Below are 11,639 nucleotides of genomic sequence, written 5' to 3' on the forward strand. Positions count from 1 at the left end.
GCGGGGCGATCAGTCTAACGCAAGTGCCTGGCAAAGCAGCAGGACGGCGCATCAGCGCCGTACGCCGCTGATGCGCACCCAGCCGTCCTTGCTCGCGGTCGGGTCGAGGTCGAAGGCGTCCTTGTAGGCGGCGCGGACCTCCTCGGCCTGCTCGGCGAGGATGCCGGACAGCGCCAGGCGGCCGCCCGGCTTGACCAGGCCGGTGATCTGCGGGGCCAGGCCCACCAGGGGGCCGGCGAGGATGTTGGCGACCACCACGTCGGCCGGCTGCGGTGGCAGGTCGGCCGGCAGATAGAGGGGGAAGCGTGCCGGATCGATGCCGTTGCGCCCGGCATTGTCGCGGGAGGCCTCCAGGGCCTGGGGGTCGATGTCGGTGCCGACGGCCTGGGGGGCGCCCAGCAGCAGGGCGGCGATGGCCAGGATGCCGGAGCCGCAGCCGAAGTCCAGCACGCTGCAGCCCGCCAGCTCCTGGGCATCCAGCCACTCCAGACACAGGGCCGTGGTCGGGTGAGTGCCGGTGCCGAAGGCCAGGCCCGGATCGAGCAGCAGATTGACCGCGTCCGGCTCGGGGGCGGCATGCCAGCTCGGCACTATCCACAGGCGGCGGCCGAAGCGCATCGGCTGAAAGCCGTCCATCCAGCTGCGCTCCCAGTCCTGGTCCTCGATCCGCTCGATCTGGTGCTCGGGCAGGGCACCGCCGGTCAGCAGCTGCAGGTGGGCGAGCAGGCTGTTGGCGTCCGTATCGGCTTCGAACAGCGCCAGCAGGTGGGTGTGCGACCACAGCGGGGTGGTGCCCAGGTCCGGTTCGAAGATCGGCTGGTCCTCGGCGTCCATGAAGGTGACCGAGACGGCGCCGACTTCGAGCAGGGCGTCCTCGTAGGTCTGCGCCTGTTCCGGGGTGATGGCGAGACGGACTTGCAGCCAGGGCATGGGGAAACCTCTTGCGCGATGGGGCGTGGTGCGATTGGCGGGCAAGCTTACTCGACCACCGGACCGGCTTCCACCGCGCCGGCTGTCGCCGCGACGGTTTCCGCCGGGGGCGGAAATGACAAGGGCCGCCCGTGGGCAGCCCTTGTGCGTCGACGCGGCGGCGTCAGTGCTTGTCCATACCCAGTTTCTTTTCCAGGTAGTGGATGTTCACCCCGCCTTGGCAGAAGCCCTTGTCGATGACCAGCTCGCGGTGCAGCGGCACGTTGGTCTTGATGCCGTCGACCACGATCTCCTGCAGGGCGTTGCGCATGCGCGCCAGCGCCTCGTCACGGCTGGCGCCGTAGGTGATCAGCTTGCCGATCAGCGAGTCGTAGTTCGGCGGCACGCTGTAGCCGCTGTACAGGTGCGAGTCGACCCGCACGCCGAAGCCGCCCGGGGCATGGAAGTGCTTGACCTTGCCCGGGCAGGGCATGAAGTTGTCCGGGTCCTCGGCGTTGATCCGGCATTCCAGGGCATGGCCGCGGATCACCACGTCTTCCTGCTTGATCGACAGCTTGTTGCCCGCGGCGATGCTCAGCATCTCCTTGACGATGTCGACGCCGGTGACCATCTCGGTGACCGGGTGCTCGACCTGGACGCGGGTGTTCATCTCGATGAAGTAGAAGTTACCGTCCTCGTAGAGGAACTCGAAGGTGCCGGCGCCGCGGTAGCCGATCTCGATGCAGGCGTTGACGCAGCGGTCGAGGACCTGGGCGCGCGCCCGCTCATCGATGAACGGGGCCGGGGCTTCTTCCAGGACCTTCTGGTGGCGGCGCTGCAGCGAGCAGTCGCGGTCGCCCAGGTGGATGGCGTTGCCCTGGCCGTCGGACAGTACCTGGACTTCCACGTGGCGTGGATTGCCGAGGAACTTCTCCAGGTAGACCATCGGGTTGCCGAACACCGCACCGGCTTCGCTGCGGGTCAGCTTGGCCGACTTGATCAGGTCTTCTTCCTTGTGCACCACGCGCATGCCGCGACCACCGCCGCCGCCGGCGGCCTTGATGATCACCGGGTAGCCGACCTCACGGGCGATCGCCAGGGCGGTCTCCTCGTCTTCCGGCAGCGGGCCGTCGGAGCCGGGGACCACCGGTACGCCGGACTTGATCATGGCCTCCTTGGCCGAGACCTTGTCGCCCATCAGGCGGATGGTCTCGGCCTTGGGGCCGATGAAGGCGAAGCCGGAGTTCTCCACCTGCTCGGCGAAGTCGGCGTTTTCCGCGAGGAAGCCGTAGCCGGGGTGGATGGCGGTGGCACCGGTGACTTCCGCGGCGCTGATGATCGCCGGGATGTTCAGGTAGGACTGGGCGCCAGGCGCCGGGCCGATGCACACCGATTCGTCGGCCAGGGCCAGGTGCATCAGTTCGCGGTCGGCGGTGGAGTGCACCGCCACGGTCTTGATGCCCAGTTCCTTACAGGCGCGCAGCACGCGCAGGGCAATCTCGCCGCGGTTGGCGATCAGGACTTTTTCCAACATCGCAGGCTCTCCCCGGTTCAAACGATGGTGAACAGGGGCTGATCGTATTCCACCGGCTGGCCGTTCTCGCCCAGGATGGATTCGATCACGCCGCTGGTCTCGGCCTCGATGTGGTTCATCATCTTCATCGCCTCGACGATGCAGAGGATGTCGCCCTTCTTCACGCTCTGGCCGACTTCGACGAAGTTGCCCGAGGTGGGCGAGGAGGCGCGGTAGAAGGTGCCGACCATCGGCGAGCGCACCACGGTGCCGTTCAGCTTGGGCGCGGCCGGCGCGGCAGCTTCGGCGGCAGGGGCAGCCGGCGCGGCGGCCGGGGCGGCAGGCGCAGGCGCCTGGGCATAGACCGGCTGCTGCATGATGGCGGCTTGCTTGCTGTGGCGGCTGATGCGCACGGACTCTTCGCCTTCGCGAATCTCCAGCTCGTCGATGCCGGACTCTTCCAGCAGTTCGATCAGTTTCTTGACTTTACGAATATCCATAGTTGCTCCACTCCCAGGTGAGGTCAGGGCCGTTCAAGTTGTTCGAGCGCGGCCTCCAGGGCCAGGCGGTAGCCGCTGGCGCCAAGGCCGCAGATCACTCCTACCGCGACGTCGGAAAAGTAGGAGTGATGGCGGAAAGGTTCGCGTTTGTGCACGTTGGACAGGTGCACTTCGATGAATGGGATGCTCACCGCCAGCAACGCGTCACGTAATGCGACGCTGGTATGGGTAAAAGCGGCGGGATTGATCAGGATAAAGTCGACACCTTCGTCCTTCGCGGCGTGAATGCGGTCGATCAGCTCGTACTCGGCATTGCTCTGCAGGTACTGCAGGTGGTGGCCGGCTTCGCGGGCACGGCGCTCCAGGTCGAGGTTGATCTGCGCCAGGGTGGTGGCGCCGTAGACGCCCGGCTCGCGGCTGCCCAGCAAGTTGAGGTTGGGCCCGTGCAATACCAACAAGGTGGCCATGATCGTGCTCCTAAGGTTTTCTGCGCTGCGCGCGACTATGCCGGAGAGGGCGCGGGGCTGTCCAGTTGTCGGCAATAGTCGACACGATGTCAGTAGTTTGCGGCAGATATATGACTGGAAGCGTCAGAGGCGTTCGCGGGCCTGCTGCAGGCGGGCGGCGAAGGTGACGGCGTCCACCTCGCCGACCACCCGCAGGTCCAGCCATTCGTCGCCCCTGGGGGCGAACAGCAGGATCGCCGGCGGGCCGAACAGCTGATAACGGTCGAGCAGGGCACGCTGGGCCGGGGTGCTGTCGGTCATGTCGAAGCGTACCAGACGGAAGCCGGCCAGCTGGCTGCCCACCTGCGGGGCGCTGAGCACTTCGCGCTCGATCACCTTGCAGCTGATGCACCAGTCGGCGTACCAGTCGAGCAGCAACGGCTGACCGTCGGCCTGGGCGGAGGCCAGCGCGGTATCCAGTTCGGCGGGGCTGCTGACGGTCTGCCAGCCTTCGACGCCGACCTGGCTGGCCAGGGTGCCAGCCGGGGGGGCGGGGCGGCCGAGGGGGCGTAGCGGGTCGTCCTGGCCCTGCAGGGCGCCGGTCCAGCTGGCCAGGGCATAGACCAGCAGGAACAGACCGGCCAGCTGGCCGAGCTTCTGCACGTGGCTCTTCGGTCCGAACTCCAGGGCGCCGAGGAACAGTGCGGCGCCGCCGGCCAGCAGGCCCCACAGGGCCAGGGCCAGCGGGCCGGGCAGGACCCGTTCGAGCAGCCAGACGGAGACCGCCAGGAGCATCACGCCGAACAGGTTGCGCACCCCGGTCATCCAGGCGCCGCTCCTGGGCAGCAGCGCGCCGCCGCCGGCGCCGATCAGCACCAGCGGGGCGCCCATGCCCAGGCCCAGGGCGAACAGCTGCAGGCCGCCGCCGAGGGCATCGCCGGTGCTGCTGATGTACAGCAGCAGGCCGGTCAGCGGGGCGGTGACGCAGGGCGAGACGATCAGGCTGGAGAGCACGCCGAGGGTGGCCGCCCCGGCGACTGTGCCGCCGCGGGTCTGCGCCGCCTTGCGGTCGAGGCGTTCGCGAATGAAGGCCGGCAGGCGCAACTCGAACAGGCCGAACATGGCCAGGGCGAATAGGGCGAAGAAGGTGGCGAAGGGCACCAGCACCCAGGGCGACTGCAGCATGGCCTGCAGGTTCAGGCTGGCGCCGAACATCCCCATCAAAGCGCCCAGGGCCGCATAGCAGGCCGCCATCGGCAGCACATAGGCCAGCGACAGCACCAGGCCCCGGCGGTTGCTCGGGCGGCCACGCAGCACCACCCCCGAGAGGATCGGCAGCATGGGCAGCACGCAGGGGGTGAAGGTCAGGCCCAGGCCGGCGAGGAAGAACAGCGCCAGGTCGGTCCAGCGCCAGCCGGAGGCCGCGGCGGCCGAGGTGCCGTCGCCCGCCTGGCCGCCGTCGATGGCCAGGGTCTCGGTTTCCGGCGGATAGCACAGGCCCTTGTCGGCGCAGCCCTGGTAGGTGACCTGCAGATCGAACGGCCGGCCGTCTGCGGCGTTGCGCGGCAACTCGACGTCGAGCACGCCGTAGTACACCTCGACGTCGCCGAAGTACTCGTCGGTCTTGCGCTTGCCGGCCGGCAGTTGCGCCTCGGCCAGGCCGACATCGGCCGGCGCGCTGGCGAACTTGAAGCGGTGCTTGTAGAGGTAGTAGCCGTCGGCGGCGACGAAACGCAGCTTGAGCGAGTCGGCCGAGCTGTCGACCAGGCTCAGCTTGAAGGCCTCGCGCACCGGCAGGAAGTCCGCGCTGTTGTTCAGCGCCGCGCCCAGCGGGGCTGCTGCGGGGCGGTTATCGAGCAGGCCGGCGCCGGCGGGCAGGGTGAACAGCAGCAGGAGCAGGCAGAGCAGGCGGTGCATGGGCGTCTCGTCACGAATCGGTGCCTGCATCATAACCAAGGCCGTGGCCAGGGGGCAGGTGCAGGCTGTAAGCGGTCGTGTCCGTGGCGCCGACGGCGCGTGACTAGAGGCGGAACGCCTGCGCCGCGGTATGCAACTGCTCGCCCAGGTGCAGCAGCTGTTCGCCCTGCAGGCGTGCGGCGCCGATCCGCTGCAGGTTGTCGCCGCCGAGTTGGTGGATGCGTTCGCTGTGGCCGCGGATTCCGCTGGCCGCGCCGCGTTGCTGGGCGGTGGCATCGGCGATGCGCTCGGCCATGCTGGCGATGGTGCGGATCGCCTTGACGATCTCGTCCAAGGCACCGTCGGCGGCCTCGGCCTGGCTGGCGGTGGTTTCGGCGTGCTCGACCTGGGCGCGCATGGCGTCCACCGACTGGCGTGCGGCCTGCTGCAGGCGGCCGATCAGCTCCTGGATCTCGGCGGTGGCGCTGCCGGTGCGCTGCGACAGCGAACGCACCTCGTCGGCGACCACGGCAAAGCCGCGGCCGGCCTCGCCGGCGCGGGCCGCCTCGATGGCGGCGTTGAGGGCCAGCAGGTTGGTCTGCTCGGCGACGCCGCGGATCACCGTGAGCACGTTGCCGATGGTGGCGGTTTCCTCGGCCAGGCATTCGATGGCCTGGGCGTTGCCTTGCACCTCGCCGACCAGAGCGTGCAGGCCGGCCAGGCTCTGGCCGATGACCTGCTGGCCCTGACCCAGGGCGCGATCGGCGTCGCGGCTGGCATCGGCGGCCTGGCTGGCGTCGCCGGCCACCTGGACGATGGTCGCCTCCAGCTCGCCGAGGGCGTCGCGAATCTGCGCCGTGTCGCCGGCCTGGCGTTCGGCCCCGGCGTGCAGGCCGCCGCTGAGGTCGGCCAGGGTGCGGCTGGAACCGGCGACCTGTTCGGCGTGTTGACGGATGGTGCCGACCAGCTCGACCAGATAGCTGCGCAGGCGGTTGAGCGACTCGGCGATATCGCCCAGTTCGCGGATGCGCGTGTCCAGCTGCACCGCCTCGCCGAAGTCGCCCTGGGCCCAGGATGACAGGGCCGGCACCAACTGTTCGAGCAACAGGGTCAGGCGCCGCTGAATGCGGTCGATGGTCAGGGCGATGAGCAGGATCAGGCCGATCATCAGGCCCTGGATGAGGCGCACCTCGCCCTGGATGCGGCCGTGCTCGGCGCGCACCAGCGGCTCCAGGGCGGCGAGGGCCTGCTGCACCTTATCCACCCGCGTGCGGGTGGCCTCGATCAGCTCGCCGCGTTGCCCGATCAGCGTCTGGGTGCGCTGCAGCTCGGCCGGGTAGCGGCCGACCAGGCTGGCGAAGTCGCGCTTGAGGGTGATGCCGCGGTCTTGCGCCTGGGCGTTTTGGCTGTCGCTGTCCAGGCCGAGCAGGGCGGCGAAGCCGTCGCTGGCCGAGGCACCGTCGTCGACCACGCCCAGCAGTGGCAGGGCATTCAGCGCCTCGGCCTGGCGGCGCAGGGCGGCCAGCTCGCGCTCGACGGCGGCGGTCAGTTCGCCGCGGCCGCTGCTGACCAGCTTGTTGCGCGCGTGGGCCAGGCGTGCCAGGTGCTGGGCCGCGTCGAACAGCGGGCGGCGGTAGGCCAGGGCCGCGCCGGCATCGGCGCTGTCGGCGTACTGGGCGAGCTGTTCCAGGGCGCCGGCCATTTCCCGTTCGGCCTGCAGCAGCAGGCCCTGGGGGTCGCCGGCCAGCTTGCCGGCGGCGAGCAGCTCGCCGGCGGCGAAGTCGCGCAACTCGACGAGGCTGGGGCGCAGGTCCTCGGCCAGTTGCGGCGGCAGTGAGGCGACCGCCGGCTCCAGGCTGTCGAGGGCCTGCAGGGCGCTGCTGTGGCGCAGGGCGTCGCCGTTGTCGAGGTAATCGAGGATGTTGCGGGCGACCGCCTGCTGGAACTGTTGCGACAGGCTCAGGTAGCGCTCCATCAGCAGGTAGGGGCGCTCCAGGGCGCGCTGCGACCACCAGAGCGCGGCGCCCAGGGCGATGCACACGGCGACCAGCAGCAGGGTGTTGAGGTTGGTGAGTGACTTCAGGCGCATGGGGCTCGACCGGTGGACGGTGGGGCGGGCGGCATTGGGCGCGACCCGTATGGGCCTGAAGTTATTGCGTTTTCATGACGGCGTTATGACAGCATGCACCGCATCACGGTTTCGCCGGTGGCTCAGTCGGCGACGTACCGCTCGACCCGGTTGCGCCCACCGTGTTTGGCCCGGTACAGCGCCTCGTCGGCCTGCTGCGAGAGGTGCTTGCCGTCCATGTCGTCGCGCAGCTCGGCGATGCCGGCGCTGAAGGTGCAGGACAGGTCCTGGGGGTGGGCCGGGTAATGGATCTCGGCGAAGCGCCGGCGGATGCCGTCGATCACCTGTTGCGCGGCCCGGGCATCGGTGCCCGGCATGACCACGGCGAACTCCTCGCCGCCGTAGCGGCCGATATGGTCGGTCTTGCGCAGGCGTTGCTTGAGGAACAGCGCCAGGCTCTTAATCACCCGGTCGCCCATGGGGTGGCCATAGGTGTCGTTGACCCTCTTGAAATAGTCGATGTCGAGCATGGCGAAGCTCAGCGGCTGGCCGTCGCGCTGGGCGCGGTAGCGGGCGTCCTCGAGCAGCTGCAGGGTGTGGGTGTGGTTGTACAGGCCGGTGAGACTGTCGCGCACCATGCGCGCCTTGAGGTGGCGGGCACGGGCGGCGCGGTTGCGCACCGTGGCGATCAGGTGGCGCGGCTTGATCGGCTTGGTGAGGAAGTCGTCGCCGCCCTCGCTCATGGCGTCGAGTTGTTTGTCCAGGTCGTCTTCGGCGGACAGGTAGATGATCGGCACGCCGACGTAGCGGTCGTTGTGGCGAATCACCTTGGCCAGCTCGGTGCCGCTGCAGCCGGGCATATACATGTCGAGGATGATCAGGTCGGGCTGGAACTCGGCCAGCTCGGCCATGGCCTGGATCGGCTCGGTCAGGGTGCGGGTGAGGATGCCGGCACCGTTGAGTACCCGCTCGGTGTGGGTGGCCTGGGCCCGGGAATCGTCGATGATCAGCACCCGGTAGGGGTCGTACTGGGCGACCTGGGTGAGCACCTCGATGCGCTCGAGCAGGCCGGAGGCATCCAGGCTGCCGGTGAGGAATTCCTGGCCGCCGGCGCGTACCGCCGTCAGGCGGGTCGGGGTGTCGGTGTCCTCGGGGCCGCAGAACAGCAGCGGGATCTTCTGCTCCAGGCCCTGCTGCACCGCGGCGGCCAGGTGCAGGCCGGCGCCCGGGCCGGAGAAGTTCACGTCCATGAGAATCGCCGCCGGGTGGCGTTCGAGCATGGCCGCGCGAAAGGCGTTGGCGCTGTCCAGGGGCTGCGCCGACATGCCGAAGAACGCCAGCTGCTGGGCCAGGTGCTCGGCGCGTTCGAGGTGTTGCAGGGCCAGGTAGACCGGCTTGCGCAGTGGTGGCAGCAAGGTCTGTTCGAAACGGTCGCCGTGGCGCAGGCCGGTACGTGACAGCTGCTGCATCAGTCGGTTGAGTTCGCCGATCAGCTCGCTGGTCAGGCGTCCATGGTTGTCGGCTGCCACGTGCATGCAATGTCCGACAGCCTCGGCCAGTTGCGCATGCTCGGCCTGGTCGAAGCGTTCGGCATAGCGCTGCAGCAGCAACGCCGCCTCGCGCAACTCGTGCATGCGTGCCTCGTTCCAGTCCTGGCGCTGCAGCCGTTGCCAGACCTCCAGCACCTGGCGCGCCTGGTTGATCACGCGCTGGGCGAAGTGTTGCTTGAGCTGATCGCGGCCGGGGTCGGTGTGCTCGGTCATGTCCCTGACTCTTCGGCTGATGTGGCCTGGATGGTGGATGGCTGAATGCTATCACCGAAAGATTGGTACGCCAGTGCCGCCGATCACATATGGCAACCTGTCGAGCCGGGAGGCCGGACGGACGACGGCGCTAAGTTTGCCGGTCGGCGCTGCGCAGCGGCCTATGCTTCCCTTATAGTGCGAGGCCGTCGGCCAACTTTCCCTGAGGTTGTGGTCGAACACTCGAATGCCGTAGATGAAGGACTTTGCCATGCTGGACTGGAAGAAGGGCGCTGCTGGTGTACGCGACAGCCTCGAAGACGCGGGCGAGCGCGCGCCCAGGAAATCTGCCGGGGGCTGGGCCGGTCGGGCCTTGGGCAGCCTGATCGGTCTCTATCTGCTGCTGGCGCTGGTGGTCGGTTGGTACTGGAGTCAGGAACCCGAGCTGTTCCCGGTGCAGCTGCAGGCCCAGGCCGCGGCGCAGAGCAGCGGACGGCAGATGGTCAATGGCTACACCACGGTGGAGACCCTCAAGCGGGTCGCCAGCACCCTGCTGGACAAGCCCGGTGGCTACCTGGCCAACGACCTGGCCCCGCCGGGCCTGTGGCTGGACAACATGCCGAGCTGGGAGTACGGCGTGCTGGTGCAGGTGCGCGACCTGTCGCGGGCGCTGCGCAAGGACTTCGCCCGCTCGCAGTCGCAATCCACCGAGGACGTCGACCTGGCCAAGGCCGAGCCGCGCTTCAACTTCGACAACAAGAGCTGGGCGCTGCCGGCCTCGGAGTCGGAGTACCGCGACGGCATCAAGCTGCTGGACCGCTACCTGGCCCGCCTGGCCGATCCGGCCAAGCCCAGCGCACAGTTCTATACCCGTGCCGACAACCTGAACAACTGGCTGGGCGATGCCGCCACCCGTCTCGGCTCGTTGTCGCAGCGGCTGTCGGCCAGCGTCGGCCAGGTACGCCTGAACACCGACCTGCCGGACCCGGTCCTGGCCGAGGAGGGCACCGGCGGCATCGCCGAGGGCATCTACGAGACGCCGTGGATGCAGATCGACAACGTGTTCTACGAGGCCCGCGGCCAGGCCTGGGCGCTGTCGCACCTGTTGCGCGCCATCGAGGTGGACTTCGCCGACGTGCTGGCGAAGAAGAACGCCACCATCAGCCTGCGGCAGATCATCCGTGAGCTGGAGGCCGCCCAGGAGACCCTGTGGAGCCCGATGATCCTCAACGGCAGCGGTTACGGCCTGCTGGCCAACCACTCGCTGGTGATGGCCAACTACATCTCGCGGGCCAATGCGGCGATCATCGACCTGCGTACCCTGTTGAGCCAGGGCTAGCGATGGGCCAATCCGCCCGCGAGGCGGCGCACCGCGCCGCTTCCGATGCCGAGCAGATCGCCTGGGTCGATGCGGACGACCGGCTGCTCGGTAGCCTGCCGCGCCGCGAGTTGCGCGAGCGCGGCCTGATCGGCCGGGGCACCTTCATCCTGCTGTTCAACTCCGCCGGCGAGCTGTGCGTGCATCGGCGCACCCTGAGCAAGGCGCTGTATCCGGGGTACTGGGACGTGGCCGCCGGCGGCATGGTGTTGGCCGAGGAGAGCTATGCCGAGTCCGCCGCCCGCGAGTTGGCCGAGGAACTGGGCATCGCCGGGGCCGAGCTGCGCGAGCACGAGCGCTTCTTCTTCGACCAGGCGGACAACCGCCTGTGGTGCGCGGTGTTCTCGGCGGTCTCCGATGCGCCCCTGGTGCTGCAGCCGGAAGAAGTGCTCGAGGCGCACTTCATGGCGCCGCGCCAGGCCCTGACCGAGGCCCTCGAGAAACCCTACTGCCCGGACTCGCTGGAGGCGCTGCGGCGCTATCTGGCGACCTGAGGGGCGTTCTGCTGGCCGACTGTGCAACATAGCGGCGCAGCACCGTGCGCTATGTTGGACGCTGTCGCCAATCTGTCGAGCACTGGCGCAATTTTGTACTTAGCAGCGGCGGAATTTGCCTTTACACTGCGCGCCCTCTAAGCCCGAGCCGTCCAGCTGGGCTGCGCTGCCCCTGCCAGAGTGGGGCTTCGCGGCTGATTGTCATCAGCCAGTCGCTATCCTGACCCCTACGAGGACAAGCCGGTGGTCAAGAAAGCCTCGTCATTCGCCGCCCTCGGCGGCCTGGTGTACTCCACCGACAGCGGCCGGCACTGCCCGGACTGCAGCCAGCCGGTGGACGCCTGCATCTGCCACAAGACCCAGATCCCTGCCGGCGACGGTATCGCCCGCGTGCGCCGCGAAACCAAGGGCCGTGGCGGCAAGACGGTGACCACCGTCAGCGGCGTGCCCCTGGCCGAGGAGGCGCTCAAGGAGCTGGCCAGCGCGCTGAAGAAGCGTTGCGGTTGTGGGGGGGCGCTGAAAGACGGGGTGATCGAGATCCAGGGCGATCACGTCCAACTGCTCCTCGACGAACTGCTCAAACGCGGCTTCCAGGCGAAGAAGTCCGGCGGCTAGCCGGTCCCTCGTCCCGGGTCTTCTAAACTTCCTCGGCAAGTCGCGGGTCGACTGCCGGGCAATGCTCATTTCCTCACT

General features: G+C 68.6%; 10 protein-coding genes. 3 read left to right on the forward strand and 7 right to left on the reverse strand.

Annotation, left to right across the window (positions count from 1 at the left end):
• Positions 1-51 precede the first annotated feature (51 nt).
• From prmA to SBP02_RS02825, 7 genes are all read right to left on the reverse strand, one after another.
• Positions 52-930, reverse strand: coding sequence for a 50S ribosomal protein L11 methyltransferase (gene prmA / locus SBP02_RS02795; RefSeq protein ID WP_318644896.1), 879 nt, complete (start codon positions 928-930; stop codon positions 52-54).
• Positions 931-1,093: 163 nt separating this feature from the next.
• Complete coding sequence (gene accC / locus SBP02_RS02800) at positions 1,094-2,443, reverse strand: acetyl-CoA carboxylase biotin carboxylase subunit (RefSeq protein WP_318644897.1); 1,350 nt, start codon at positions 2,441-2,443, stop codon at positions 1,094-1,096.
• A 17-nt stretch (positions 2,444-2,460) separates the two neighbouring features.
• Entirely contained in the window at positions 2,461-2,922 is a 462-nt protein-coding gene (gene accB / locus SBP02_RS02805) for an acetyl-CoA carboxylase biotin carboxyl carrier protein (protein ID WP_318644898.1), read from the reverse strand.
• Positions 2,923-2,945: 23 nt separating this feature from the next.
• On the reverse strand, positions 2,946-3,389 hold the full coding sequence (gene aroQ / locus SBP02_RS02810; RefSeq protein ID WP_318644899.1) for a type II 3-dehydroquinate dehydratase: 444 nt from the start codon (positions 3,387-3,389) through the stop codon (positions 2,946-2,948).
• A gap of 123 nt (positions 3,390-3,512) precedes the next feature.
• Entirely contained in the window at positions 3,513-5,285 is a 1,773-nt protein-coding gene (locus SBP02_RS02815; protein ID WP_318644900.1) for a protein-disulfide reductase DsbD, read from the reverse strand.
• Positions 5,286-5,388: 103 nt separating this feature from the next.
• Positions 5,389-7,353, reverse strand: a complete 1,965-nt coding sequence (locus SBP02_RS02820; protein WP_318644901.1) for a methyl-accepting chemotaxis protein — start codon at positions 7,351-7,353, stop codon at positions 5,389-5,391.
• Between the two features lie 122 nt (positions 7,354-7,475).
• Positions 7,476-9,095 (reverse strand): PleD family two-component system response regulator, encoded by a 1,620-nt coding sequence (locus SBP02_RS02825; RefSeq protein WP_318644902.1) that lies wholly within the window; start codon positions 9,093-9,095, stop codon positions 7,476-7,478.
• 235 nt (positions 9,096-9,330) lie between these two features.
• Here SBP02_RS02825 and SBP02_RS02830 point away from each other — a divergent pair, with 235 nt between their 5' ends.
• The 3 genes from SBP02_RS02830 to SBP02_RS02840 all read left to right on the forward strand — a co-directional run bounded on the left by SBP02_RS02830 (position 9,331) and on the right by SBP02_RS02840 (position 11,561).
• Positions 9,331-10,413 (forward strand): DUF2333 family protein, encoded by a 1,083-nt coding sequence (locus tag SBP02_RS02830; protein ID WP_404824354.1) that lies wholly within the window; start codon positions 9,331-9,333, stop codon positions 10,411-10,413.
• Positions 10,414-10,415: 2 nt separating this feature from the next.
• Positions 10,416-10,946: an NUDIX hydrolase gene (locus SBP02_RS02835; protein ID WP_318644903.1), complete on the forward strand. Its 531-nt coding sequence runs from the start codon at positions 10,416-10,418 to the stop codon at positions 10,944-10,946.
• A 243-nt stretch (positions 10,947-11,189) separates the two neighbouring features.
• Positions 11,190-11,561: a translation initiation factor Sui1 gene (locus SBP02_RS02840; protein WP_318644904.1), complete on the forward strand. Its 372-nt coding sequence runs from the start codon at positions 11,190-11,192 to the stop codon at positions 11,559-11,561.
• The last annotated feature ends 78 nt before the right edge of the window (positions 11,562-11,639 follow it).

The organism is Pseudomonas benzenivorans (assembly GCF_033547155.1).
GTDB classification, from domain to species: Bacteria; Pseudomonadota; Gammaproteobacteria; order Pseudomonadales; family Pseudomonadaceae; genus Aquipseudomonas; species Aquipseudomonas benzenivorans_B.

What these genes read in the sequence shown, in the direction of transcription:
- SBP02_RS02815 (WP_318644900.1), bottom strand. Translation starts at nt 5,285, where the DNA reads ATGCACCGCCTGCTCTGCCTGCTCCTGCTGCTGTTCACCCTGCCCGCC.
- SBP02_RS02825 (WP_318644902.1), bottom strand. Translation starts at nt 9,095, where the DNA reads ATGACCGAGCACACCGACCCCGGCCGCGATCAGCTCAAGCAACACTTC.
- SBP02_RS02820 (WP_318644901.1), bottom strand. Translation starts at nt 7,353, where the DNA reads ATGCGCCTGAAGTCACTCACCAACCTCAACACCCTGCTGCTGGTCGCC.
- prmA (WP_318644896.1), bottom strand. Translation starts at nt 930, where the DNA reads ATGCCCTGGCTGCAAGTCCGTCTCGCCATCACCCCGGAACAGGCGCAG.
- SBP02_RS02835 (WP_318644903.1), top strand. Translation starts at nt 10,416, where the DNA reads ATGGGCCAATCCGCCCGCGAGGCGGCGCACCGCGCCGCTTCCGATGCC.
- SBP02_RS02830 (WP_404824354.1), top strand. Translation starts at nt 9,331, where the DNA reads ATGAAGGACTTTGCCATGCTGGACTGGAAGAAGGGCGCTGCTGGTGTA.
- accB (WP_318644898.1), bottom strand. Translation starts at nt 2,922, where the DNA reads ATGGATATTCGTAAAGTCAAGAAACTGATCGAACTGCTGGAAGAGTCC.
- accC (WP_318644897.1), bottom strand. Translation starts at nt 2,443, where the DNA reads ATGTTGGAAAAAGTCCTGATCGCCAACCGCGGCGAGATTGCCCTGCGC.
- aroQ (WP_318644899.1), bottom strand. Translation starts at nt 3,389, where the DNA reads ATGGCCACCTTGTTGGTATTGCACGGGCCCAACCTCAACTTGCTGGGC.